Genomic DNA, 25,610 nt, shown 5'->3' with positions numbered 1-25,610 from the left:
GGAACCCGCACCGCGCCGACTCGACGCCGATGCCCGCCGTCACACTCGACGCCGTCACCCGCCGGCGTCCACGTCCATTGATCCGTCACCAAGTGTCCGCTTAGGGAATGTAAGGAACGCCATGAAACAGCAAGGCAAGCAGCGGGTTCGGAGCAGCAGCGCCGTCTGGGCCGTGGCCATCACCAGCATGGCCGGATTCATCACCGCGCTCGACAACCTGATCGTCACCACCGCCCTCCCCTCCATCCGCAAGGACCTCGGCGGCGGCCTCGAAGACCTCGAATGGACAGTGAGCGCCTACACCCTGACCTTCGCGGTGTTGCTCATGTTCGGTGCTTCCCTCGGCGACCGCTTCGGCCGCCGGAGGCTCTTCGCCATCGGGCTCGCGATCTTCACCACGGCCTCGGCCGCCGCCGCACTCGCACCGGGAATGGGGGAACTGATCGCCGCGCGGGCGGCGCAGGGCTTGGGGGCCGCGATCGTGACACCGCTGACGCTCACCCTGCTGTCGGCCGCCGTCCCCGCCGAGCGGCGCGGCGCGGCCCTGGGTGTCTGGGGCGCGGCCAGCGGCATCGCCGTCGCCACCGGACCGCTCATCGGCGGCACACTCACCCAGCACCTGTCCTGGCAGTGGATCTTCTGGGTGAACGTCCCGATCGGCCTGGCGCTGATCCCGCTCGCCCTGCTGCGGCTGGACGAGAGCCACGGCCCGAACCCGACCCTCGACCTCGTCGGCACGGCCCTTGCCAGCGGCGGTCTGTTCGGCATCGTCTACGCCCTGGTGCGCGGAAACACCGACGGCTGGACCAGCACCCCGGTGCTGAGCGGCTTCATCGCGGGTACGGCTCTGCTCGTCGGCTTCGTCCTGTACGAACTGCGCGCCGAGCACCCGATGCTGCCGATGCGCCTCTTCCGCCACCGCTCCTTCAGCGCCATCAACGCCGCCAGCCTGCTGATGTTCCTGGGCATGTTCGGGTCGATCTTCCTGCTCAGCCAGTACCTGCAGACCGTCGGCGGCTACTCGCCGATGGAAGCCGGCATACGGATGCTGCCCTGGACCGCCATGCCCATGATCGCCGGACCGCTGGGCGGGGCACTGTCCGACCGCATCGGCGGCGCACCCGTCGTCACCGTGGGCATGGCCCTGAACGCCGTCGGCCTCGGGCTCTGGGCCATCGCCGTCAAGCCGCACGTCGCCTACACCCACCTACTGCCCGCACTGATCGTCTGCGGCATCGGCATGGGCCTGTTCTTCGCACCCAGCGCCAACCTCGTCATGAGCACCGTCCGCCCGGAGGAGCAGGGCATCGCCTCCGGCGCCAACAACGCGATCCGCGAGGTCGGCGGCGCCATCGGCGTGGCGTCGCTGGCCGCGGTCTTCTCCGCCCAGGGCGGCTACGGAACCGCCTCACAGTTCGTGGACGGGCTGACCCCGGCCCTCTGGGTCGGAGCCGGTGCCGTCGCCCTGGCAGCGGCTGTGGCGTTGCTGATGCGCCGGCAGCGCAAGACCGACGACTCGGCTGCCGGCCTTGCTGCGGGGAGCGCCCCGGCCGGCGCGGTCGCGAACTGAAGCCCGGACCGAGGGGCGGCCCAGCCGGTTACGGCGGGCCGCCCCTCAACTGCCCTGCCCTACAGGTGCGTTCGTCGTGCGGGGTCATCACACCGTGGTCGAGGCCCCTCGGACGGCGTGCCTTTCGGGTCGGCGCTCGATCGGCTGAGGGGCGGTGTTTCCCTCACCGTGGGGGTCACTGGTTCGTCTTGCCGGCCAGGAAAGGCCGCAGATGTGCCAACAGTGCCTTCGGTTGCTCCTCCGGGATGAAGTGGCCGCACTCCGCGATCTCGGCACCGAGGACGTCGTCCGCGTAGTCCCGCCAGATCTCCAGCGTCGGCAAGCGGGCAGGCAGCCCCTCGGAACCCCACAGGGCCAGCAGTGGCATGGTGAGGCGGCGGCCTTCCGCGGCGTCGATGTCGTCGAGCGCGGTGTCCTCCTGCATGGCGCGGTAGTCGTCCAGGCTCGCCCGCAGGGCACCCGGGCGGGAGAACGCACGGACGTAGCCGTCGACCGCATCGACTGTGAGTCCGTGGCGGTTGTAGGTCCACCGTTCGAAGAAGTACTCGAGATACCCGCGGATGTCGCGCCCCACGAGGCGTTCGGGCAGATCGTGCTGCATGTGGAACAGCCAGTGCCAGTACCCGGAGGCGAGCGAGGCGTCCAGGCGGCGAAACATCTCCCGGGTGGGAACGATGTCGAGCACGGCCAGCCGCTCCACCTGGTCCGGACGGTCCAGCGCCCAGCGGTGCCCCACGCGAGCGCCGCGGTCGTGGCCCACGACCAGGGCCCGCTCGAAGCCGAGAGCCTCGACGAGGCCGACCATGTCGGCGGCCATACGCCGCTTGCCGTAACCCGTGGTGGGCTTGTCGCTCAGGCCGTATCCGCGCAGGTCCGGCGCCACCACCGTGTACTCGGCGGCGAGATCCGCCAACACCGGCCGCCAGCAGTCGGAGGTCTGCGGCCAGCCATGGAGCAGCACAAGCAGAGGACCGGACCCGGCCCGGACGTAGTGCAGGCGCACCCCGTCCACCTGCGTCACTCCCGTCGTCACCGCCGGTTGTCCCATGGAGTACGCCTTCCGGACACGAGCTAACCACCTCAGACGGTTAAGCTAGCGTGCACAATGGGGCCGTGGCAACGGATGACATGTGGATCTGGGACGGCGGACGGGTCTGCCTGGACTTCACCAACACCCTTCGGAGCCGGTGGAGAACCACTCCCGAGGAGACACTCCGGGGACCGGACGACCTGATGGGCTGGCTCCGGGAGGCCCGTCTGCTCGCACCGGGGACCACCGACGCCGCCACTGCAGCCATTCTCCTGTCCGCCCGACGGCTGCGCGAGAGCGTCGACCGGGCCGTAATGGCGGTCGCCGCCGACCGACTGCCCGCATCCCGCGACGTGACGCTGCTCAACCGATCGGCAGCGGCGGCCCCCAGACCCGCCCTGCAACTCGTCATCACCGAGGACCGCCTGGAGCCCGCCGGCACCGCGCCCCTCGCGGCCGACCCCACACTCGCGCTGGCGCTCATCGCCCAAGACGCCGTCGACCTGCTTCTGTCCGCCGAGATCCGGCGCGTACGCGTCTGCGGAGCGGACCGCTGCGCGCTGCGCTTCCTGGACCGCTCCCCGGCCCGCAACCGCCGCTGGTGCTCCATGTCCCGCTGCGGCAACCGCACCAAGGTCCGCCTCCACCAGGCGCGTACACGGCAGAGCGGCCAGACCACGGAAAGCTGACGGAGGAGCCCTCAGCTCACTCGGGCGACCTCATGCGAAAGGCCGGGCCAGGGACGCTCTCGATGTCCTTGGCCTGCACCGGGTGGCCTCCTTCCCAGCGGATCTGGACGTCGACGTGCGCACCGCACTCACGGTGTCGCGCCACCACGGCCGGCCCTTCGGGGTCGGCGCGGTAACGGTCACCCCACTGCAGCAGCACATACTTCGGCCAGCTCCGTGAGCCGGGCTCCTTGTACGTCTCGCTCGCCAGGACCCCTTCTTCCACCAGCATCCGAAGCCGCGCCGCGAGGAGGTTGCGAGGACAACCCAGGATGCGCTCGAAGTCACCGAAGCGGGATGAGCCGTACCACACCTCGCGCAGGATCAGTATCGTCCCCTTCTCACCCACGATCTCAAGAGTCCGCGCGATCGAGCAGTTGGCCGTGTCCCGGTCGAGTCGGGGTCCATGCCGGCGTCTTGGGGCACTTCGGTCCACGCATCCATGGAAGCGAGTCCAACCGAGTTTGAGTTTGGTTTTAGATACTCAGCCTTCGGTGCCCAAAGGGGCGCTGGCACTCACCCCATCGCCGCACGCCCCTGACACCCACTACCGCACAAGGAAGTCGAGGGCTTCCGCCACGAACTGCTCGCGGAACTGGAAGATGCCTCCGTGGCCGGCGTCGGGGTAGACGACCAGGTCGGCGTCCGGCAGTCGCCGGGCCAGGTCGTATGAGTTCTTCGTCGGCACCATTCTGTCGCTCTCGCCGTTGGCGATGAGCACGGGCTGACGGATGACGGAGAGGTTCTGAGGCTGCGCGAGTCCCCAGCGGTGGATGGCCTTGAGCTGGGCGAAGTACGACGTGAGGGAGATCGCCTTGTCCCGGTCGTGAGTGCGCTCCTTGAGACGGGCCAGGAACTGCTTTCCGGCTCGGCGCCCGCCCGCGGTGCGGGTGAAGAAGAGGAACTGCTTCGGATCCTGGAGGGTGAACAGGGCCCGGACGGTGTCGAGATGGGACAGCCGAGTCACTTTCTTGATGCCCTCGCCGCCCGCCGGGCCGGTGCCCGTGAGGATCAGCTTGCGGACCAGCTGCGCTTCGTCCTGCGCGATTACCTGGGCGATCATGCCGCCCATCGAGAAGGCGTGCAGGTCGACCTGATCGAACCCGAGTCCCCGGATGAAGGTGACGGCATCCTTCGCCATCTCCTCGATGGTCTTCGGCGTCGAACCGGTGGAAGCGCCGACACCCCTGTTGTCGAAGGTGATGACGCGATGTCTGGCGGCAATGCCGTCGACGACCCGGGGGTCCCAGTTGTCGAGGACCGCGGCAAGGTGGTTGATGAAGATGACCGGGACGCCGGTCTTCGGGCCGAGGTCGCGGTAGGCGAAGGTCACTCCCCCGGCGGTGAGGGTGCGGGTCGGCGCATTCTTGTACGACGTCACCGTGTCGCCTCGTCCTCCATGTACGTCGTTCACGGCCGTGCCCTTCTGCATGAGGGTTTCCGGACTGCGGCTGCAGTCCGTTCGTCAACGGCAAAAGGCCCGCAGGAGTCGCAACCCTGTCCGGTTGAGCCCTCAGCATCACGCCGACTATTGGAAGTGTGATCGTAATTCCATGCGGCCGCAAGAGTCACGCCACACAGGACCGCCGGCCACACCCCCTGCCACGACCGGCCCCGGACCTGCCCGCACGGCACCCCGAAGACGAGCCGACCGCGAACTCGCCGGGGAGCGTGGGCGAAGTCCATGCCCGACATCATTGAATTACGTTCGAAATAACATACAGTGAAGGAGCAGGCGGAGGGCGAGCGGCCCTTCTGGGGAGCGAAGGAGCATGGGGTGCGATACGGGAAAGAGCACAAGCCGGTGACCCGGCAGCGCATCATCGAGACGGCCGGACGCCGGCTCAAGCGGGACGGCATCGACGGCTCGAGCGTCGCGACGCTCATGAAGGACGCGGGGCTGACCAACGGCGCCTTCTACACCCACTTCGCTTCGAAGGACGAGCTCGTCGCCACTGCCGTCGCCGACCAACTGCACGCACAGAACGCGAACATCGTCGCGCACGCGGCACCCGGTCGCGACGGACTCGAACAGATCGTGCGGTGGTACCTGTCCGCTCGGCACCGCAACAGCCCTGACGACGGCTGCCCGTCCGCTGCCCTGCTCGACGAAATAGGGCGCTGCACCGACTCCACCAAGCAGGCCTACACAGACGGCGTACTTGTGGTCACCGACGGCATCGCCGCCCGCCTGGCGCCCGTCGATCCGCTCTCGGCCCGCACCAGGGCGCTGAGCGCCTACGCCATGATGGCCGGGACACTGCAGCTCTCCCGAGCCCTCACCGACCAGCGACTTGCCGATGAACTCCTCGAACAGGGCATCCGCAACGCCCTCAATCTGCTGGGCGTAGAGAATGAGCCCGACGAGGAGGAGGACCTCGAACTGCCGCACCCACCCTCGTGGCAGCAGCCGCTCCCCCGCAAGCACGATCATCCGCGCCCGATGGCGCCCGCCGCCACCGACCGGCACATTGCCTGACCCCACGACTCGTCACCTCTCACAACAGGAGTCGAGCGTCTTCACGTGAAGCCGCGAGCTCCGCTCGATCGCAGACCCGCCTCACCGACGGGCGCCGCATCCGCAAACGAGACATGACACACGAGAGAAAAGTTCCTCTTGCGGGCCGCCGACCCACCCCTTAAGATTACGAATGTAATTCAATTGGCGGAAGACTGGAGCCCGTCACGCCTGCGTCCATGACGCGAGGTGAGCGACAAGCACCGCACCAACGTGCCCGGCGCGCACTCGTCACCGGGCTGCCGCCCCCTGTCGGCAGCCCTGCCGAAGCAGAGCACTTTTCAGCGTCGGGAAGCCCGGGACGAACAGCACACGCAGTCCACGTGCAGACACCGGAAACAACCATGAGGGCCGAGACCGGCTGACACCCCTACCAGAAGGACCCGGACATGAGGGCATCGCGGAACTCCTCACCTCCCTCACGAACGTCGTACAAGTTCGCGCCGACGCGCTCCGTGCCCGTGGACGGGGTGGACTTCGTCCATCGGCAGCTCGGTCCCGAGGAGGGCGTGCCGCTGATCCTCCTGATTCACATGGCCGGAAACCTGGACAACTGGGATCCGCGCGTCGTCGACGGACTCGCCGCACGACGCCGGGTGATCACCTTCGGAAACCGCGGGGTGGGCGGGTCGGGCGGCTCCACGCCGGACACGATCGAAAAGATGGCCAACGACGGGGTGCGGTTCATCCGTGCCCTCGGCTTCGACCAGGTCGATCTGCTCGGCCTGTCGATGGGCGGCTTCATCGCGCAGGTCATCGCGGCGGAGGAACCTCGCCTTGTCCGCAAGGTCATTCTCGCGGGCACCGGCCCCGCCGGAGGGCCCGGCATCGACAAGGTCCCGGCGCTGGCCATCCAGGCCACGATCAAGGGCGCCCTGACCCGCCAGGACCCGCTGCTCTCCATCTTCTTCACCGACACCGCCGGCGGCCGGCAGGCCGGGCGTGCCCTGGTGGAACGGCTGAAGGAGCGCACGGACGATCGCGACAGGAACGTCTCGCCGCCGTCGCTGCGCGCCCAGCTGAAAGCCGTCAGACGATGGGGGCGCCAGGCACCGTCGGACCTGTCGGCAATCCGCCAACCGGTCCTCGTGGCCAACGGTGAGAACGACCGGATGGTGCCCAGCCAGAACACGATCGACCTGGCCGCCCGTCTGCCCAACAGCGAACTTGTCCCTCTCTACCGTGACTCCGGCCACGGGGGGATCTTCCAGTACAACGAGGACTTCGTCGCGAGGGCGCTCGGCTTCCTCGGGTCCTGAGCTTGATCGGATGCCGTTGGAGCGGGCCTCACATTCGCCGGCTGTGTCTCACGTGCACCGGGATTCGCTCCTCAACCCGTCATGCACGCTCGGCGCACCTTCCCGTCACGCTCCGGGCGCAATCGAAACAGCAGGCCGAGTGATGTCCCGCCCCACGGCACCCACCGCACGAGGGGCACCAGCCCCTCTCGGCTTCAGGGCCAGCCACATCAGCACCTACAGAAACGAGGCTCCCCGTGCGTGACCTCCCGTTCCAGTCAGCCGTGGACCAGTTGAGTGCGCTGGCCTCGGGCAAGGTGTCGAGTGAGGAACTGCTCGAGGTCTATCTGAGCCGCATCGACGCCCACAACCAGACGCTCAACGCGATCGTCACCCTCGATGTCGAACGGGCGCGGAGCGCGGCCAGGAATGCCGACGCGAAGCGCGCGAGCGGGGCGGAACTCGGCCCGCTGCACGGTCTGCCGATCACGCTGAAGGACAGCTACGAGACCGCCGGTCTGCGCACCGTCTGTGGCCGGCCCCACCTCCGGGACTACGTGCCGGAACAGGACGCCGAGGCGGTGCGACGGCTGCGTGCCGCGGGTGCGGTGATCATCGGCAAGACCAACATGCCCGCGGGGAACCAGGACGTCCAGGCGGACAACCCGGTCTTCGGACCAACGCTCAACCCGTGGAACACCGCACGCACGTCCGGAGGCTCCGCAGGGGGCGGCGCCGTGGCTACCGCCGCCGGGCTGACTGCTTTCGACTTCGGCTCGGAGATCGGCGGGTCCACCCGGATCCCGGCGCACTTCAACGGCCTCTACGGGCACAAGGCGACCTGGCGGTCCATCCCCCTCATCGGCCACGTGCCGGGCGGACCCGGTGTCGGGCGGTGGGGGGAGATCGATCTCGCCTGCGCGGGCGCCCAGGTCCGCGAGGCGCGCGACCTTGTCCCCGTCCTCCACGCGACGGTAGGACCGCCCGAGCGTGACGGCGGATTCAGCTACACCCTCGCACCACCCAGGGCGAGCGCACTGGACGGCTTCCGGGTCGCGGTGTGGCCGGAGGACCCCTCGTGCCCCGTCGACCACGACGTTGCCACGGCGATGGACGACGCCCTGAGCGCCCTCAAGGCGGCCGGCGCGAAGGTCGAGGTGCGGCCCTCCGGCCTCCCCGGTGACATGGCGACCAGTCATGACATTTTCCTGCGCCTGCTCTTCGGCGCGTTCACCTACGACCGATCCGGGCTGACAGCGGCCTCCAACACGGCGCTCCTCGCGCGTCTGGTCCAGCATCCTCGTGGAGAGGCGCTGTACGCCTTGCGAGGAACCTTCCAGTCCCATTACAGCTGGCTCCAGGCGGACGTGGCACGCCATGAGCTGCGGCAGCGGTGGACCGAGTTCTTCCGGGACTTCGACGTTCTCCTCATGCCGGTCACACCGACCACGGCACCGCCTCATCACAACAAACCGATCGACAGATTCGGACGCCGGATCCAGGTCGACGAGCGGTCTCGCCCCTACTGGGACCAGGTCAAGTGGAGCGCCATCGCCAACGTGGCCGGCTCTCCGGCGACGACCATCCCGGTGCGAACCGGCCGAGACGGTCTGCCCGTCGGGCTCCAGGCGATGGGTCCGAGCGGCGGCGACCTCACCACCATCAAGTTCGCCGAGCTCCTCGGCCGAGAACTCGAGGGCTACCAGCCCCCTCCGGCCTTCCTGTGACGATCCGCCGACCCGCACTGCCGACGAACCGTGCGCCAGACCGCCGCCCTGGCTGGCGCCGACCACACCGAAGAAGGCCCCGATGACCACGCTGGATGCCCCCCTCACTCTCCCCAACGGCCAGATACTGCCCAACCGCCTGATGAAGTCGGCGCTCAGCGAGGCGCTGGGAAACAGGAACAACGCCCCCGACGAGCGCCTCGGCCGTCTGTACTCCACCTGGAGCCGAGGCGGCTATGGCCTCATGATCACCGGCAACGTCATGGTCGATCGCACCCAGCTCGGCGAACCGGGCAACATCGTCATCGAGGACGAGCGTGATCTCGACGCGCTCTCTCGCTGGGCCAAGTCGGCCCAGGACTCGGGCGGTGCGATCTGGGCACAGCTCAACCACCCCGGCCGCCAGGCCAATCCTCTGGCACTGGGACACACGCCGGTGGCCCCCAGCCCGATCCCGACGAAACTGCCTGGAGCCACGACACCACGCGAACTGCGACCGGCCGAGATCGAGGAGCTCATCGAGCGCTTCGCCACGGCCGCGGCCGTGTGCGAAGCAGCCGGCTTCAACGGCGTACAGGTGCAAGCAGCCCACGGCTATCTCATCTCGCAGTTCCTGTCACCACTGTCGAACCGGCGCGACGACGGCTGGGGCGGCGATCCCGAGCGGCGGATGCGTTTCGCTCTCGAGGTCGTCCGCCGCATCCGCGGCCGCGTCGGGCCCGGCTTCGCGGTGGGCGTCAAACTCAACTCGGCGGACTTCCAGCGGGGCGGATTCACCGAGGACGAGTCCCAGGCCGTGCTGGCCGCACTCGCCCACGAAGGCGTCGACCTCATCGAGGTCAGCGGCGGTAGTTACGAGTCCATGGCGATGAGCGGCTCGGCGGCGCCCAGTACCAGGGCACGCGAGGCGTACTTCCTGGAATACGCCCGCACTGTTCGCGAACTCGTGGGCGACCTCCCACTCGCCGTCACAGGCGGATTCCGCACCCGTGATGCCATGCAGCAAGCCGTACAGGCCGGCGAATGCGACGTGGTCGGCATCGGCCGGCCGGCGATCACCACGCCGGACGCGGCCCGGCTCATCCTCGAAGGGCAGGCCGAGGCACTCACGGCACACCAGGTGCGCTACGGCATGAGAACCCTGCTGGGCAAGATCACCGACGTCAAGGTCCTGGACGGGGTACTGGACATCAGCTGGCACACCGACCAGATGCACCGCCTCGGCAACGGCCTGCACCCCGACCCGAACCGCGGCAGCCTTGCCACCACCATCGCGATGGTGCGGCGAAACGGCCGCACCTCGTTCCGCGCCAAGCGAGGCGGGTCGTGAATCCCTGCGGCTTCAACGGTCGGAGCCCGCGCTGAGCCCCTCGGGGTTCAGGCAACAGACTGCGCCGGCCGACGGAGCATCTCGCCGTAGGCTCCGACAACGGCGCCTACCTGTCGCCTGAACCCCGCTGAGACCGACGCGACCTCTCCGATCCACGACGACGGTCGTGCCGCCTCCGCCGGAGACGGTCAGGTGTGCGAGACGGTAGACCGAGCCGTCCTCGCGGAGCCCGCCGGCACCACGAGCATCGCCACCGATGCCTCAGCCGCGCTGACGCTGATCGCCCAGGACGCCGTCGACCTGCTCCTGTCCGCCGAGATCCGGCGGGTACGTGTCTGCGGCGCGGACAGGTGCGCCCTGTGCTTCCTGGACCGCTCCCCCGCCCGCAACCGCCGCTGGTGCTGCATGTCCCGCTGCGGCAACCGCACGAAGGTCCGCCTCCACCGGGTCCGGGCCAGACGCAGTGAGCACACGCCGGCAGACTGAGCCCGCCACGATTCCCCGGCGCAACCGCGCCCGGTTCACTCGGCGGGCCTCAGACGAAATGCCGGGCCGGGAATGCTCTCGATGTCCTCCGCCTGCACGACGTGGCCCCGTTCGCAGCGGATCTGGGCGTCGACGTGCGCGCCGCATCCACGGTGGCGCGCCAGCATGGCCGGGCCCTCGGGGTCCGCGCGGTAGCGGTCACCCCACTGCAGGAGCCCCATCACGGCCGGGACCAGGTCCATGCCCTTGGACGTGATCACGTACTTCGGCCGGCTCCGCGAGCCCGGCTCCTTGTAGGTCTCGGTGGCCAGGATCCCTTCCTCCACCAGCATCTTGAGCCGCGCCGCGAGGAGGTTGCGAGGACAGCCCAGGACGCGTTCGAAGTCACCGAAACGGGACGAGCCGTACCAGACCTCGCGCAGGATCAGGATCGTCCACTTCTCCCCCACCACCTCAAGGGTCCGGGCGATCGAGCAGTTCGACGTGTCCCGGTCCAGGCGGGGGTCCCTGCCGGCTTCCTGAAGAGTTTCGGTCCTCGCATCCATGCAGTGATACTAACCTCTCCTGAGTTTACTTTTCCATACTCAGCAAGTAGCGTCATGACCAGCAGCTCCCCCGGCCGCACGCGAGAAACGGGCGCACAGGGGGACCTGCCCGGAGAATCACATCGAGCACCGGAACACCCACACAGAAAGGCGGCCGGCATGAAGGCCTTCGTCGTCGAGAAGTACGGCAAGGACGGCGTGCGCGCCGCGGAGGTACCCGAGCCCGCCGTCGGGGACCGCGACGTCCTGGTCAAAGTGAGCGCCGCCAGCATCAACCCGCTGGACAAGATGGTCCGCAACGGGGAGTTCAAGCAGCTCCTGAAGTACAAGACCCCGTTCGTGCTCGGGCACGACGTGGCCGGCGTCGTGACGCGGGTCGGTTCCGCCGTGCACGGCATTGAGGTCGGCGACGAGGTCTACGCCCGCCCGCGTGACTTGCGGGTGGGCGGCTTCGCGGAGTTCATCGCGATCGACGTGGACGATGTCGCGCCCAAGCCGGCCTCCCTCACCCTGCAGGAGGCGGCCGCAGTGCCGCTGGTGGCCCTGGCCGCCTGGCAGATCCTCGTCGAGCGTGCACGGGTGAAGCCGGGCCAGAAGGTGCTCGTCCACGCCGGTGCCGGCGGCCTCGGGTCGACGGTCATCCAGCTCGCCAAGCACCTCGGAGCCACCGTGGCGACGACCACGGGCACCGCGACCGAGGAACTGGTCAGGAGCCTCGGCGCCGACGTCGTCGTCGACTACACCAAGGAGGACTTCTCGAAGCTGCTGTCCGGCTACGACCTGGTACTGGACTCCGTGGGCGGAGCGAACCTCGAGAAGTCGCTGACCGTGCTGAAGCCCGGCGGCCTGGCCATCAGTGTCGTCGGCCCGCCGGACGCCGCCTTCGCCAAGCAGCTCGGCGCCCCCTCCTTCCTGGGTCTGGTCATGAACGCGCTCAGCCGTAAGATCCGCAAGCAGGCCAAGGCGCTGGGCGTGCGCTACGAGTTCTTCTTCATGCAGGCCAGCGGCTCGCAGCTGCGCAAGCTCGGCGCCCTCTACGACAGCGGGAAGCTCCGGCCGGTCATCGACAGCACCTTCCCGTTCGAGCAGACACTCGAGGCCATGGCGCACGTCGAGCAGGGCCGCACCAAGGCCGGCAAGGTCGTGGTCTCGATGGAGCACGACAACGACTGAGCCGTTACAGGCCGCAGCCCCTCCGTCCGGCGCCCTGATCGGCAGCGATGACGCCGTCGGCGATCCGATGGTGACTACGGTCGCGAAGAACCGGCACTGTCGGTGTTCCGGCGCCCTGCTGCTGACTGGTGGAATCAATGACCGCGGACGAACCGCCACGCCGGTGTGAGCCCGCCCAGGCGGAGAGACGAAGTGCCCCGCGCCGTGCGGGACGCGGCGACGGCTCGCCGCTTACGACGCTCGCGCCGGGCGCATGGCCGACCGGCAGCGCCGTGCTCCCGCTTGTGTGACAGCCCGGCCGAAGGAGGCTGCAGCTGTCGTCTCCTTGGCGCGCACCGCCTGCCCGACCGGCTCCTTGTGTGAGGCGGTGGTCTGCTCGCCGGCGGACATGCTCAGGCCGGCGGTGTCCGTCCGTCGAGCGAGGTGCCTTGCCAGCGGGGAGTGCGGTCCTTGTCGACCACGGCCGCCCGGACGCCCTCCAAGAAGTCCGGCGTACGGATGGTCGTACGCGTGAGGGCGAGTTCGGCGGCCAGGCACTCGCGCAGCGTGCGCTGCCTGCCCCCGGCCAGCAACGCGTGAGTGATCTCCAGGCTCTGCGGCGAGGCGGACTCCAGAGCGGCCGACGCGGTCGCCGCCCAGGGGGTGCCGATGTGGCGCAGACGTTTGTCGATCTCGCCGAGGCTCGGCGCACCGAACGCCCGGTCCACGTCCGCACGTGCCTGCGCCAGCCCGCTCTCCGCCACCGGCGAGTGGCCGGCCAGGCGGTTCAGGACGACGTCCACCGGCTCGCCGGGGTGGTCGGCCAGGGCGTCCCCGACCGTGTCCAGCCCGTCCGCGGGGACGAAGTGCGTGGCCAGGCCCGTGTACAGGGCGTCGGCCGCGTCGAGCCGGTGCCCGGTCAGCCCCAGGTACATGCCGATCGAGCCGGGCAGCCTCGGCAGGAAGTAGCTGGCGCCGATGTCCGGGAAGAATCCGATCCCGGTCTCCGGCATCGCCAGCACCGCGCGCTCGGTGACGACGCGGAAGCCGCCGTGGACGGACAGACCGAGACCGCCGCCCATGCACAGACCGTCGATGAGCGACACGACCGGCACGGGATACTCGGCGATCCGGGCGTTGAGCCGGTACTCGGAGGAGAAGAACCGCTCACTGGCCTCGGCATCCCCGGCGAGGCTGTACTCGCGGATCGTACGGATGTCTCCGCCCGCACAGAACGCCTTCGGGCTGGTACTCGCGAGCACCACGGCGGACAGCGGTCTGTGCTCCCACGCGGCGAGCACACGGTCGATGGCGGCGACCATGCCTGTCGTCAGGGCGTTGAGCGCCTTGGGCCGGTTCAGCAGGATCCGGCCGACGCCGCGGCGCACGTCGGCGAGAACCTCGTCCGCAGCGGTATCAGTCATGAGCCGTCATCTCGTGCTCCGTGTCGTTCGTGGCCATCACGGTTCCTCACCCGCAGGATGTCAGGCGTAGATCTGCGCGTAGAGGTCCTGGATCTCCTCCACGGTCGGTACGACCGGGTTGTTGGCCGGGGATCCGGAAGCGAGTGCCTGTTCGGCCATGAGGAGTGACAGGCGCGACCACTCGTCCTTGTCGATGCCGTGTGCCTGAGGGGTGGGGACCTCAAGATCCTGGCACAGGGTCCGCAGCGCCTCCACGAACTTACCGGCGGCCACGGCGTCGCTGTCGCCGTCGGTGGCAGCTCCGAGGGCGCGGGCGCAGTCGGCGTACCGGCTCTCGGCGGCGGGCACGGAGAACGCTGTCACCGCGGGGAAGAGCATCGCGTTCGACAGGCCGTGGGCGATGTGGAAGTGCGCGCCGATCGGACGGCTCATGCCGTGCACCAGCGCGACGCTGGAGTTGGAGAAGGCGACGCCTGCCTGGGTCGCGGCGAGCATCATCGCCTCGCGTGCCTCGGTGTCCGCCCCGTCGGCGTAGACGCGCCGCAGGTGGCGGCCGATGCTCCGGATCGCGTTCAGGGCAAGGCCGTCGCTGAAGGGATTGGCCCTGCGGCTCACATACGCCTCGACGGCATGGGTGAGCGCGTCGACGCCGGTGTCGGCGGTCAGCCGGGCCGGCATCGACAGGGTCAGCTCGAAGTCGACGACGGCGGCGACCGGCAGGAACGCCGGCCCCGAGCAGAGCATCTTCTCGTCCGTGGCGCTGTCGGTGACGATGGTGAACTGGGTGGCCTCCGAGCCGCTGCCCGCGGTCGTCGGGACCGCGATCACCGGAAGCGCCGGGCCGAGGTTGGTGTGCGGGGCCTTGTAGTCCCGCATCCGGCCGCCCTGGACGCCCAGCAGGGCGAGCGCCTTTGCGGTGTCGACCGGGCTGCCGCCGCCGAACCCGATCACCGAGTCCGCGCCGTGCTCCCGCAGGACGGTCAGGCCCGCGCCGAGCGAGTCGGTCGTCGGATCCGGGACGGTGCCGGCGAACAGGCACGGCTGCAGACCGGCATCCCTCAGCGTCGCCATCAGGCGCTCCGCCGCTCCCGTCCCGGACAGGAAGGCGTCCGTCACCAGCAGGGGGCGGCGCAGGCCCAGCCCTGCGACGACGTCACCCAGCTCGCCGGCGGCACCGCCGCCGACGCGCAGGATCCGCGGGAGAAAAAGGCTGGCGACCATGGCGGCCCTTTCAGCACAACGGCGGGGCACGTCGCGCCCACTGGCCCGACTGTGCGGCCCCACGCCGTGTGCGGACAACCACCAATGGCGCACACCCGCTGTGCACAAATGCAGATACCGTTGGATGGTGCGCTCCCGCTCCCCGGACGAGAATCCTGCCCCGCAGCCGGCCGGCTCGCCTCGGCCCGTCGATCCGCGCAGACTCCGCGCGGACGATCTGCGCTACCTGCTCGCGGTGTCCCGCACCGGACGTCTGGTGACAGCCGCCGACGCTCTCGGCGTGGACCACACCACCGTCTCCCGTCGTATCGCCGCGCTGGAAAAGCGCCTCGGCCTGCGCCTCATCGAGCGCGGCGCGGAAGGGTGGACACTGACGGACATCGGACGAGTCGTCTCGGAAAACGCACGCGCCATCGAGGAGGCCATCGACCGCGTCGTCGACACCGTGGCCGGCCAGGACTCGCCGTCCCTGCACGGGACAGTGCGCGTCAGCGCACCCGACGGCTTCGGCACCGCCTTCGCCACCCCCGCCCTGGTGCGGGTGCGCCGCCGGCATCCCCGGCTCCAGGCCGAACTCATCACCGCGACACGGCAGCTGGCCCTGCGCCCGTCCGGTTTCGATCTCGCTCTCGTCATCGGCGTTCCCTCCACCAGCCGCCTGGTGACCGAGCACCTCACCGACTACACGCTGGGGCTCTACGCGTCCGAGGAATACCTCACCCGGTACGGGCGGCCGGAGACGGTGGCCGACCTGCGCGAGCACCCGCTCGTCTTCTACATCGAGTCGATGCTTCAGGTCGGGGACCTCGACATCGAACGCCACCTTCCCGGAATGACCCCGGCATTCTCCTCGACGAACGTCTTCGCCCAACTCGAGGCCACCCGGCAGGGGGCCGGCATCGGCGTCCTGCCCGCCTTCCTGACCCAGCGGACGCGACTGCGCCGACTGCTCGCCGACGAGATCGACATCCGCCTCCCCATCACCCTGGCCGTCCGCCGCGAGGCGGTGACACACCCCGCCGTACGCGCCCTGTGGACCGCTCTGCGGCAGGAGGTCACCGAACGGGTCGCCGAACTGCTTCCGGGTTGAACGCCGAGGAGATTTCGGTGCGTTGAACGCCTGCCGATCCCACTCGCCTGTCCGGCGACCCGGTCCCCCACGCACCTGGCCGTGCCCCTGAAGACAAGGCGCGGCCTCTGGTTGCCATGGTGACATGCCGCACACAGCTCACGGATTGTTGACAGGCCATCACAGAGTCCGTGATCCTCTTGCTCACGATACGGCGCGTCACGGCGCCGGCGGCTTGAGCACGCGCAGCTTTCGCGAGGTCCCTGCGGGGGTTTCGGAGTCTGCGCCCAGTTTCTCGTCCGCGTTGATTCGCCAGGCACCCGACACAGCACCCTGTGCAACGGGTGGCGACAGATGCCGGCAGCACGTCCTGTGCCACATGCCGTGCTCCGCCGGGGCGCACACACCCGTTGCCCTCGCCCATCACATCCATTCCGTCGCCGGGCCGGACTGCCCGCCCTGGCGACGGAGCGCTCCGCGCTGCGCCGTCACCCACCCTCATCGCCTGGAGGTCTTGTGCACCCTCATCTCCCCCCGACTCCCCCTGGCCGTCCACCCGCGCCCCGCCCCGCGACCACTGCCGCGCAACTGCAGCGCCTGGACGGCCTCCGCGAGAGGGCACATCGTGCGCAGCGTGCCTTTCTCGTCGTCAACGCGGTCCCCTTCACCGTAGGCACCGTGCTGTCGTGCTTCACCGGCGTGCCCGCGGTGCGGGTGCACGGGGAGATCACTCTCGGCATGGTGTGGGGCATCCTGCAGTGTGGGCTCTTCGTCGCCACTGCCTGGCTGTACGAGGCGCGAAGCACCCGGCTGTCCGACCCCGTCGAGCAGTCTCTGACGTCCGGTGCGGCGCACACCGAAGCGTCGGGTGCCGCTCCCGTCAACGGGTCCTGGCGGTGAAGCGGTGACCATGGACATCCTCGGTTCGGGCGTACTCGACCCCATCGGGTCGGACGCCAGACGCCCCGTGATCATCGCCTTCCTGATCTTCATCGGAGTGTCCCTGCTGTGGCTCTTCACGCTTGCCACGGCGGAGGAGGACAACCCCGAGAGGCTCTATGTCGCCGACCGGGCCCTGTCCCCCGTCTTCAACGGCTTCGCCATGGCCGGCGAGCAGATCTCGATCGTCACCCTGTTGACGGTCTCCGGGGGCATCGCCCTGTTCGGATACGACGGGTTCACGTACGCCCTCGACGTTCTGATCATGCTCGGTGTGCTGCTGCTCCTCGCACAGAAGATCCGCAACAGCGGTCGCTACACCCTCGGCGACCTCTTCTCGTTGCGGGCATCAGGTTCGGGGCCCCGGATCGCCGCGACCGCGGTGACACTGGCCATCACCATTCCCCTCCTCATCATCCAACTGCGTGTCGCCGGCAGCAGCACGGCTCTCCTGATCGGCACATCGGCCGAGGGAGCCCAGGTGGTGTGCACGATACTGATGGGCTGTCTCGTCGCCTGCTTCGCCGCGGTGGCGGGTCTGCGGGGAAACAGTTTCATGCACGTCGCCAAAGTGCCGATCACTTTTTTCGTACTTGCGGTGATCACATTGCTGGCCCTCAGGAAATCCGACTGGGATCCCGGATCCCTGCTCTCCACCGCGGTGGACAAGAGCCTGACGCCGGACGACTATCTGAGGCCGGGATTCTGGCCCTACACGGCAACGCTCGGGGCGCTCAACACATTCGGCAATCACATAGTCTTCATTCTCGGTACGGCCGTCATGCCTCACCAGCTCCTGCGGATCGGCGCGTCCCGGACCGGGCGCACGGCACGGCGGTCCGTGAGCATCGCCACGGGGCTGGTCGGTGCCTTCGTCCTCCTCCTGATCACCACCGGCTTCGCGGCAGCGGCCGTGGTGGGTGCGAACGGCATCCGGGCGGTCGACGCCACCGGGCAGTCGTCCCTGATCCAGCTGGCCTCGGGCGTACTCGGTGACGGCTCGACAGGACGCGTCCCGCTGATCACCGTCATTGCGTGCGTCGTCTTCCTCACCGTGCTCACGACCGTGTCCAGTGTGACCTTCGCCGCCGCCGTCTCCTTCGCCCACGACGTGTTCGCGCGAGGCAAGCTCCGCCGCACCGAGACCGGGGAGGTGCGGGCACTGCGCGTGGCCGCCGTCATCGTGTGCGCGGTGGGCCTTTCACTGGCCGCCGCCATCCACCGGTATCCGACTGATTTCCTGGTCGCCTTCTCGATAAGCGTTGCGGCGTCCTGCATCTTCCCCGCGTTGATCTATTCGTTCTTCTGGCACCGGTTCAACCGCAGAGGACTGCTGTGGTCCGTTTACGGAGGACTGCTGCTCTGCATCATCCTCACAGTCTTCTCGCCCATCGTCTCGGGAACCGAGTTCGCACTGTGGCCGGAAGCGAGTTTCAACTGGTATCCGTTCCAGACTCCAGGCCTGGTTTCCGTACCTGCGGCGTTCATCCTCGGGTGGCTCGGCAGCATCAGCTCGCCCGCAGGTTCCGAACTCGAGTTCCGTCACATGCAGTACAGAATCCTGACGGGAAGGACAGCGGGGCCTCAGGCCGCTGATTCTCAGCGGTAGGTGTTCCGCGTCGCAGCCTGTACCGCGCTCCGTCGGGGCTTCACTCTCGGCGACGCACTGACAGTGGAGGGACGCGGTGGGTCACGGGATGGCGTCGCCCCCTCCGGCATGTCTCACCCTGCTCGCGTCCATGAGGATGACCCCCATCATCTGAGTTTACTTTTCTATACTCAGCCAGTAGCGTCATGGCACACCAGCACATCGCCCCGGGCTACCGCCGGGTAACCCCGCACGGCACCCGTATGAAAAGGAGCGCCCTCATGGGAGTCAGCAAGGAAGCACACGAGTTCGCGGAGTTCCTCGCGAGCGTGAGCGCGAAGTCGTCGACACCGGGCCTGGACCTGGCCGTCATCCGCGACATCGTCGACTCCAACCACAAGGCATCGACCGAGCCGGAAGGCGTCACCTACGCCGAGGTCGACGCGGACGGCGTCCCCGCCCTGTGGGCCATCCCCGAGGGCGCCGACCCCGACCGCGCACTGCTGCACTTCCACTTCGGCGGATCCGTCACCGCCTCCATGCACTCCGACCGCAAGGCAGCCGGCCACATCGCGAAGGCGGCCGGCGCCCGCTCCCTCGTCGTGGACTTCCGCCTGGCGCCCGAACACCCCCACCCCGCCCAACTCGACGACGCCGAGACCGCCTACCGCTGGCTGCTCGCGCAGGGCTACCAGCCCCAGAACATCGGCAGCACCGGCCACTCCATCGGCGGCACCCTCGCGGTGATGCTGCCGCTGCGCCTGCTCGCCAAGGGCGAGGCCACTCCGGGCGCGATCGTCAGCGTCTCGCCGTGGACCGACCTCACCATCCAGAACCTGTCCGTAGACGCCAACGAGACCAACGACAGGATGCTCAGCCGCGGCACGCTGGAGCTCTTCCGGGGCGCCTGGCTGCAGGACCCGGCCGTGGACTTCGCATCCCCCGAGATCAGCCTCGTAAAGGCCGATCTGACCGGCCTGCCGCCCACGCTCGTCTACTACGGCGAGTACGAGACCCTCACCGACGACGGTGCCCAGCTCGGACGCCGCCTCACGGACTTCAAGGTCACCACCGAGACCCACTCGTTGCCCGAAGGGCAGCACTCGTTCGTCCTGGGCGCCGGACGGGTGCCCGAGGTGGACCAGGCCATCGGGCAGATGGGCCGGTGGCTGCGCACGCACCTCGGCGCCTGAGCACACGCCGTACCTGACAGCGGAGTCCGTCGGCCAGGCGCCGCACCACCAGGTTGCCGGTGTCCGGTGGACCGGTCACCGGCATCCCGCTCGACCACACCGGCATGCGGTACCTGTGTCCGACACTTGTCCCACACCACCACACCACGTCCCGATGTCACAAAGGAGTGCGCGATGGGAACGTACGAGGATGTCTTCCGCGCCAGTACCGAGGACCCCGAGCGCTTCTGGCTGAAGGCGGCGGAAGGCATCAATTGGGATGTCGCCCCACGCCGCGCACTTGACTCCTCGGGCGCGCCCTTCTACCGCTGGTTTCCCGACGGGCGACTCAACGTCTGTTTCAACGCGCTCGACCGGCACGTCGAAGCTGGCCGGGGCGAACAGCCCGCGCTCGTCTACGACTCACCCGTGACCGACACCCGCCGCACCTACACCTACGCGCAGCTGAGGGACGAGGTGGCGGCCTTCGCCGGAGCGCTGGCAGGACTCGGAGTGGGGCGCGGCGACCGGGTGGTCATCTACATGCCGATGGTCCCCGAAGCCGCCGTCGCGATGCTGGCCTGCGCCCGGATCGGCGCGGTCCACTCGGTCGTCTTCGGCGGCTTCGCCCCGCACGAACTCGCCCTCCGCATCGACGACGCCGCCCCCAAAGTCGTCGTCTCCGCCTCCTGCGGCATCGAGGGCAAGCGGGTCATCGCATACAAACCCCTGCTCGACCAGGCGATCGAACTCGCGGCCCACAAGCCCCAGAAGAGCGTGATCCTGCAACGCCCGCAGGAGCCGGCCGAGCTGGGGCCCGACGATCTCGACTGGGCCGCCCTCGCCGCCGCCGCCGCGCCGGCCGACTGCGTTCCCGTCCCCGCCACCGATCCCCTCTACATCCTCTACACGTCCGGAACTACCGGAAAACCCAAGGGAGTCGTACGCGACTGCGGCGGCTACGCGGTCGCCCTGCACTGGTCGATGGGCGCCGTCTACGACATCGGACCGGGCGAGACCATGTTCACCGGCTCCGACGTGGGCTGGGTCGTCGGACACTCGTACATCGTCTACGGCCCGCTCCTGGCCGGCGCCACCACCGTGCTGTACGAGGGCAAGCCGGTCGGCACCCCGGACGCGGCCCAGTTCTGGCGCGTCGCCGCCGAGCACCGCGTCAAGACCATGTTCACGGCCCCCACCGCCTTCCGCGCGATCCGCAAGGAGGACCCGAAGGGAACGCTCGCCGTCGACTACGACCTGAGCGGCCTGCGTTATCTCTTTCTCGCCGGCGAACGTCTCGACCCCGAGACCTACCACTGGGCGAGCGGCCTGCTGGGTGTGCCGGTGATCGACCACTGGTGGCAGACCGAGACCGGCTGGCCCATCGTCGCCAACCCGGTCGGAATCGAGGCCGCGCCCGTCAAGCCCGGCTCCCCCACCCGCCCGCTGCCCGGATGGGACGTCCGCGTCCTCGACCCCACCGGGCAGCCCGTGCCACCCGGCGTCGACGGCGCGATCGTCGTCAAGCTCCCCCTGCCACCCGGCGCGCTGCCCACCCTGTGGAACGACGACGCCCGCTACATCGCCTCCTACCTGTCCGCCTTCGACGGCTACTACCTCACCGGCGACAGCGGACACATCGACCACGACGGCTACGTCTTCGTCATGGGCCGCACCGACGACGTCATCAACGTCGCCGGACACCGTCTGTCCACCGGCAGCATGGAAGAGGCCCTGGCCACCCACCCCGACGTCGCCGAATGCGCCGTCATCGGCGTCTCCGACGCCCTCAAGGGACAGATCCCGCGCGGCCTCGTCGTCCTCAAGGCAGGCACCAACCGCGAACCAGCCGAGGTCGAGGCCGAACTCGTCCAACTCGTGCGCGAACGCATCGGCGCCGTCGCCTCCCTCAAGGACGTCACGGTCGTGGCCGCCCTGCCCAAGACCCGCTCGGGAAAGATCCTGCGCAAGACCATGCGCGGCATCGCCGACGGCCGCGACGAACCCATCCCGTCGACGGTGGACGACCCCAGCGTCATCGAGGTGCTGCGCCCCGTTCTCCGCCGCGCCGGTCACACACCGTGAACGCCCGACACTCTCGATCCGGCCGACGCTGGGCGCCTTCACCGGACCGGCGTCGGCACGGCTCGTCGACCAGGCCGGGGGTACATTTCCAGTGTGGGAACCGACACCCGCGCCTTCCTCCGCGACCTCGCTCGAGGGCTCGCCCCCCGAGCGGATCACGTTGTCGACGTGGTGCTGCAACGCTTGCGCGGCGAACTTCCGGAGGTTTGGGAGTACGAGGACATCGCCGTTCTGGCGCCTTTGGCGTTGTCCGAACACGTCACCGCTGTTCTGGATTTCCTCGAGCGTGACCTTGACATGACCGAGGTCGGGACGCCACCCGCCGCCATCGAGTTCGCCTGCCGAGTCGCCGAGCACGGGGTGCCGATAAGTCAGCTCCTTCGCATCTATCGGCTCGTCCACGCGGGTGTGGTTCATGAGCTCTACACGGAGACGGTCCGTGTCACCACGTCCCAGGAGCTGATCAACGCGACGACGGTCACCCTGAGCGCGATCGGCTTCGAGTATGCCGATCGCACGGCGGAACAGGCTGTCGCGGCGTACCAAAGGGAACGCGACCGCCTGCTGCAGCGGCGGCTGATCATGATCAACGAGGCCGGGAGGCGGATCGGGACCACCCTGGACACCATCCGCACCGCCCAGGAACTGGCGGACGTCGGCGCCGACCACTTCGCAGACCTCGTCACCGTCGACCTGCTGTCCTCCGCCCTCCCGGAGGAGAGCACGTACTCGGAAGCCGGTCCCCCGACGCTCCGCCGAATCGCCCAGGCGGTCTCGGACGGCTGTCCAAATCCGGAATTCGTCACAGGGCAGACGTACCACTGCCCGGAAGGCTCAGAGCTGGCTCGCGTACTGGCCACCGGCCAGCCTCTCCGGCTCCGCATCGCCGCGGACGCCATCCCCGCATGGCTGGCGATGTCGGCGGACACGAGTCGGCCCTGCGCGCCTTGGGTCCGCGCTCCCTGCTCCTGGTCCCACTGTGGGCCCAGGGAAGCCCGTTGGGACTCGCGCAGTTCGTCCGGCGTCACACGGCAGACCCCTTCGACGACGACGAGCTCCTGGTGGCCCAGGAGATCGCGTCCAGAGCAGCGGTCAACATCGACAATGCCCGTCGCTACACCCAGGAGCGCTCCACCGCGCTCACCCTCCAACGCAGCCTGCTGCCGCAGCACGTGCCGGACGAGTCCGCCGTCGAGTCGGCATCGCGCTACCTGCCCAGCGGATCCAGAGCGGGCGTGGGCGGTGACTGGTTCGACGTGATACCGCTCTCCGGAGCCCGCGTCGCCCTCGTCGTAGGCGATGTGATCGGTCATGGCCTCCATGCCGCCGCCACCATGGGGCGGCTGCGGACGGCCGTCCGTACTCTTGCGGACATCGACCTGCCGCCCGACGAACTGCTGACACACCTTGATGACGTGGTCATCCGCATGCAGCGCGAGGAGGAACGGGGTACGGACGAGATCAGCGCCACCTGCCTGTACGCGGTCTACGACCCTGTCTCCCGTGTGTGCTCCCTGGCCAGTGCCGGGCACCTTCCGCCGGCCGTCGTGAGTGCACCGACCACCGCCGACGATGCCACCACAGCCCATGCGGTCGTCGTCCTGGAGCTGCCGGTCGGCCCGCCCCTGGGCCTGGGCGGCCTCCCCTTCGAAACCGCCCAGTTCGAAGTGCCACAACACAGTCGGCTGGTGTTGTACACCGATGGGCCTCGTCCAGAGCCGCTCTCGCGACGTCGAGACCGCCCTCGCGCTGCTGCGCGACGTGCTCGCCCGGGCACCGGCGTCGCTCGAGGAGACCTGCGACGAACTGCTCTCCGCGCTGCTGCCCAGCCGTCCCACGGACGACGTCGCCCTTCTTGTGGCACGAACAGGGGTGCTCGACGCCGACCATGTCGCCACCTGGGATCTCCCCAGCGACCCGGCAGTAGTCTCGAAGGCCCGCGTCCAGGCAGCCGATCAGCTGGCCGCCTGGGGTCTGGAAGAGATGGCCTTTCCCACAGAGCTGATCGTCAGCGAACTGGTGACGAACGCCATCCGCTACGGCAAGAGCCCCGTCCGACTGCGGATGATCCTTCAATCCGCCCTGACGTGCGAAGTCTCCGACGCCAGCAGCACCGCCCCGCACCTGCGCCGCGCCCGGGACTCCGACGAGGGAGGTCGCGGCTTGTTCCTGGTCTCCCAGCTCACCCAACGCTGGGGTACTCGCCACGGCCGCGAAGGCAAGGTCATCTGGGCGGAGCAGCTGATTCCAGCATCCCCTGCCGAAGTCCCGTCCGGTTCGCGGTGAGAAGCTGCTGTCTTTCCGGGGTTGAGCACTGCGTTTCCACTGGTCAGGTATGGAGGCGACGGTTCAGTTGCGGTGACGAACCGTCGAGTTGTCGTTCCGGTGGAGGTCGGAGATGCCGTCGGTTGTGGGACTGCTGGAACAGCGCGAGTGCGCCGCTCGCCATCGTGTGGATGAGCTGCGGGAGGAGGCTGATCAATTCCAGGCCGAGCCGGCCGCGGTCGAGCGGGATGAAAACGAGTGGGTGATTACTTGCTCGCGCGTCGGCAAGGTACCGGGCCCAGGCCACGGTGGGGCTCCGCCAAAGATCATCCTTGCGGGGGCGGCACCGGAAAAAGCAGACAGCTGCTGGTGGCGTGAGCGAGCAGGCGATCTGTCGCGTCGACCAACTGCGCCTGGGCGAGGGCAGTTTGGCGGCCCTTGCTGACAACTGTGCCAATGGCACGCACCATGCCCGTGTCCACGGTGATCCGCCGCAGGAATTTCACCGTCAGGTCGAGCGAGGTGTACGCCATTCCTTGCGGAAGGGTGGACTGGACGGCACAGCCCGCCGCCGAATCGAGCAGAGTGGCGAAGATTCCGCCGTGCACGCTGCCGATCGGGTTGTAGTGCTCCTCCCCCGGCGTCAGGGAGAAGACCGCCCTGCCGGGTTCCACCTCGTCCAGGGTGAAGGCGATGGAGTAGTTGATGGGCGGCCCCGGCAGTCGCCCCGTCTTCAGCTCGCGCAGGAAGTCGATGCCGGCCATGCGTCCGGCGGCTTCCGCCAGGATCGCGGGATCTTCCCATGTATACGTACGTGTTCGTCCCACGGTCGAGCGCCTCCATCTGACTTTTTCAAGTGAAGCTAGCTGCCGATTTACCTGACTGTCAATTACGAAGTCAGACCCCTAAGATGGCGGGATGGAGTGGCTTGAGGCGAGCACGGAGAACTGCCCCGTCCAGCGCACGCTCGACGTGGTCGGAGAGAAATGGACGCTGCTGATCCTGCGTGACGCCGTCAACGGAGTCCGCCGCTTCGACGACTTCCACCGCCACCTCGGCCTGTCGGAGGCCGTCCTCAGCGATCGCCTCCGGAAGCTGATCACGGCCGGCGTCCTGAAGACCGTCGCCTACCAGGAGCCGGGCAGCCGCTCCCGCAACGAGTACCGTCTGACCCGCAAGGGCTGGGATTTGTGGCCCGTCCTGATGGCCTTGAGCCAGTGGGGCGAGGCCTACGCCCTCGACTCCGAGGGCCCCGTACTGGACGTTCGCCACACCGAATGCGGCGCTCCGCTCCGCGTCGTCGTCGAGTGCTCCGCGGAACACTCCGCCCTCACTCCACGCGAAGTCACCGCTCGGCTGGGACCAGGGGCCCGCCTCCGGGCATGAATCATCAAACCTGATCTCGCCACCGTCTCGTCGTGGCTGCCTTCACCCTTGTCGGCACCTCAGCAACCGGATAGCGCCGGCGACGACGTGCTCGACGGCACCGCCTACAACATCGCCGCATGGTGGGACGCCCCGGG

General features: G+C 68.7%; 21 protein-coding genes and 2 pseudogenes. 16 read left to right on the top strand and 7 right to left on the bottom strand.

Annotated features, from left to right (window positions below; translation table 11 throughout):
- Window positions 1–121 precede the first annotated feature (121 nt).
- Window positions 122–1,570 (top strand): DHA2 family efflux MFS transporter permease subunit, encoded by a 1,449-nt coding sequence (locus tag ACIRVK_RS36200; protein WP_404254775.1) that lies wholly within the window; start codon window positions 122–124, stop codon window positions 1,568–1,570.
- 175 nt (window positions 1,571–1,745) lie between these two features.
- Here the strand turns inward: ACIRVK_RS36200 and ACIRVK_RS36195 are convergent, their stop codons facing one another.
- Window positions 1,746–2,618, bottom strand: a complete 873-nt coding sequence (locus ACIRVK_RS36195) for an alpha/beta fold hydrolase (RefSeq protein ID WP_404254773.1) — start codon at window positions 2,616–2,618, stop codon at window positions 1,746–1,748.
- A 65-nt stretch (window positions 2,619–2,683) separates the two neighbouring features.
- Between ACIRVK_RS36195 and ACIRVK_RS36190 the strand changes: the two genes are divergently transcribed.
- Window positions 2,684–3,289, top strand: a complete 606-nt coding sequence (locus ACIRVK_RS36190; protein WP_404254771.1) for a CGNR zinc finger domain-containing protein — start codon at window positions 2,684–2,686, stop codon at window positions 3,287–3,289.
- 16 nt (window positions 3,290–3,305) lie between these two features.
- Here ACIRVK_RS36190 and ACIRVK_RS36185 read toward each other — a convergent pair whose 3' ends face one another.
- Window positions 3,306–3,677: a winged helix-turn-helix transcriptional regulator gene (locus ACIRVK_RS36185; RefSeq protein WP_404254769.1), complete on the bottom strand. Its 372-nt coding sequence runs from the start codon at window positions 3,675–3,677 to the stop codon at window positions 3,306–3,308.
- A gap of 198 nt (window positions 3,678–3,875) precedes the next feature.
- A complete protein-coding gene (locus tag ACIRVK_RS36180) occupies window positions 3,876–4,742 on the bottom strand; it encodes an alpha/beta fold hydrolase (RefSeq protein ID WP_404254767.1) in 867 nt (288 codons plus the stop codon).
- 363 nt (window positions 4,743–5,105) lie between these two features.
- On the opposite strand from ACIRVK_RS36180, the pseudogene ACIRVK_RS36175 reads away from it, so the two are divergent.
- The 5 genes and pseudogenes from ACIRVK_RS36175 to ACIRVK_RS36155 all read left to right on the top strand — a co-directional run.
- A pseudogene (locus tag ACIRVK_RS36175) lies at window positions 5,106–5,678 on the top strand (TetR/AcrR family transcriptional regulator); the annotation flags it as partial.
- 557 nt (window positions 5,679–6,235) lie between these two features.
- Complete coding sequence (locus tag ACIRVK_RS36170) at window positions 6,236–7,105, top strand: alpha/beta fold hydrolase (protein WP_404254765.1); 870 nt, start codon at window positions 6,236–6,238, stop codon at window positions 7,103–7,105.
- A 236-nt stretch (window positions 7,106–7,341) separates the two neighbouring features.
- Window positions 7,342–8,811: an amidase gene (locus ACIRVK_RS36165; protein ID WP_404254763.1), complete on the top strand. Its 1,470-nt coding sequence runs from the start codon at window positions 7,342–7,344 to the stop codon at window positions 8,809–8,811.
- Between the two features lie 82 nt (window positions 8,812–8,893).
- Window positions 8,894–10,141 carry an NADH:flavin oxidoreductase/NADH oxidase family protein gene (locus ACIRVK_RS36160; RefSeq protein ID WP_404254761.1) on the top strand — a complete coding sequence of 416 codons (1,248 nt, stop codon included), beginning with the start codon at window positions 8,894–8,896 and terminating at the stop codon, window positions 10,139–10,141.
- Window positions 10,142–10,333: 192 nt separating this feature from the next.
- The gene (locus ACIRVK_RS36155) at window positions 10,334–10,627 is read left to right on the top strand and encodes a CGNR zinc finger domain-containing protein (protein WP_404254759.1); all 294 of its coding nucleotides are present in this window, start codon (window positions 10,334–10,336) and stop codon (window positions 10,625–10,627) included.
- 35 nt (window positions 10,628–10,662) lie between these two features.
- Here the strand turns inward: ACIRVK_RS36155 and ACIRVK_RS36150 are convergent, their stop codons facing one another.
- On the bottom strand, window positions 10,663–11,172 hold the full coding sequence (locus ACIRVK_RS36150) for a winged helix-turn-helix transcriptional regulator (protein WP_404254757.1): 510 nt from the start codon (window positions 11,170–11,172) through the stop codon (window positions 10,663–10,665).
- 159 nt (window positions 11,173–11,331) lie between these two features.
- Between ACIRVK_RS36150 and ACIRVK_RS36145 the strand changes: the two genes are divergently transcribed.
- A complete protein-coding gene (locus ACIRVK_RS36145) occupies window positions 11,332–12,345 on the top strand; it encodes an NADP-dependent oxidoreductase (RefSeq protein WP_404254755.1) in 1,014 nt (337 codons plus the stop codon).
- A 392-nt stretch (window positions 12,346–12,737) separates the two neighbouring features.
- On the opposite strand, the gene ACIRVK_RS36140 is transcribed toward ACIRVK_RS36145, so the two are convergent.
- Both ACIRVK_RS36140 and ACIRVK_RS36135 read right to left on the bottom strand, forming a co-directional pair.
- Window positions 12,738–13,748, bottom strand: a complete 1,011-nt coding sequence (locus ACIRVK_RS36140; protein WP_404254753.1) for an enoyl-CoA hydratase/isomerase family protein — start codon at window positions 13,746–13,748, stop codon at window positions 12,738–12,740.
- 60 nt (window positions 13,749–13,808) lie between these two features.
- Complete coding sequence (locus ACIRVK_RS36135) at window positions 13,809–14,969, bottom strand: iron-containing alcohol dehydrogenase (protein ID WP_404254751.1); 1,161 nt, start codon at window positions 14,967–14,969, stop codon at window positions 13,809–13,811.
- A 124-nt stretch (window positions 14,970–15,093) separates the two neighbouring features.
- On the opposite strand from ACIRVK_RS36135, the gene ACIRVK_RS36130 reads away from it, so the two are divergent.
- The 7 genes and pseudogenes from ACIRVK_RS36130 (at window position 15,094) to ACIRVK_RS36100 (ending at window position 24,108) form a co-directional block, all read left to right on the top strand.
- Window positions 15,094–16,059: a LysR family transcriptional regulator gene (locus ACIRVK_RS36130; protein WP_404254749.1), complete on the top strand. Its 966-nt coding sequence runs from the start codon at window positions 15,094–15,096 to the stop codon at window positions 16,057–16,059.
- 657 nt (window positions 16,060–16,716) lie between these two features.
- Window positions 16,717–16,938, top strand: a complete 222-nt coding sequence (locus ACIRVK_RS36125) for a hypothetical protein (RefSeq protein ID WP_404254747.1) — start codon at window positions 16,717–16,719, stop codon at window positions 16,936–16,938.
- Between the two features lie 10 nt (window positions 16,939–16,948).
- Window positions 16,949–18,586 (top strand): transporter, encoded by a 1,638-nt coding sequence (locus ACIRVK_RS36120; protein ID WP_404254777.1) that lies wholly within the window; start codon window positions 16,949–16,951, stop codon window positions 18,584–18,586.
- Window positions 18,587–18,846: 260 nt separating this feature from the next.
- Entirely contained in the window at window positions 18,847–19,758 is a 912-nt protein-coding gene (locus ACIRVK_RS36115; RefSeq protein WP_404254745.1) for an alpha/beta hydrolase, read from the top strand.
- A 174-nt stretch (window positions 19,759–19,932) separates the two neighbouring features.
- Window positions 19,933–21,822: an AMP-binding protein gene (locus ACIRVK_RS36110; protein WP_404254743.1), complete on the top strand. Its 1,890-nt coding sequence runs from the start codon at window positions 19,933–19,935 to the stop codon at window positions 21,820–21,822.
- A gap of 905 nt (window positions 21,823–22,727) precedes the next feature.
- Window positions 22,728–23,468: pseudogene (locus ACIRVK_RS36105) on the top strand (PP2C family protein-serine/threonine phosphatase); the annotation flags it as partial.
- Window positions 23,469–23,523: 55 nt separating this feature from the next.
- Window positions 23,524–24,108, top strand: coding sequence for an ATP-binding protein (locus ACIRVK_RS36100; RefSeq protein ID WP_404254741.1), 585 nt, complete (start codon window positions 23,524–23,526; stop codon window positions 24,106–24,108).
- A 305-nt stretch (window positions 24,109–24,413) separates the two neighbouring features.
- Here the strand turns inward: ACIRVK_RS36100 and ACIRVK_RS36095 are convergent, their stop codons facing one another.
- A complete protein-coding gene (locus ACIRVK_RS36095) occupies window positions 24,414–24,914 on the bottom strand; it encodes a PaaI family thioesterase (protein WP_404254739.1) in 501 nt (166 codons plus the stop codon).
- Between the two features lie 91 nt (window positions 24,915–25,005).
- Between ACIRVK_RS36095 and ACIRVK_RS36090 the strand changes: the two genes are divergently transcribed.
- Window positions 25,006–25,473 (top strand): winged helix-turn-helix transcriptional regulator, encoded by a 468-nt coding sequence (locus tag ACIRVK_RS36090; protein WP_404254737.1) that lies wholly within the window; start codon window positions 25,006–25,008, stop codon window positions 25,471–25,473.
- Window positions 25,474–25,610: the final 137 nt, after the last annotated feature.

This window comes from Streptomyces sp. NPDC101152 (genome assembly GCF_044768275.1).
In the GTDB taxonomy this organism is placed as follows: Bacteria; Actinomycetota; Actinomycetes; order Streptomycetales; family Streptomycetaceae; genus Streptomyces.
The sequence above is the reverse complement of the archived record's forward strand: the minus strand, read 5'-3'. Positions and strand labels throughout refer to the sequence as shown.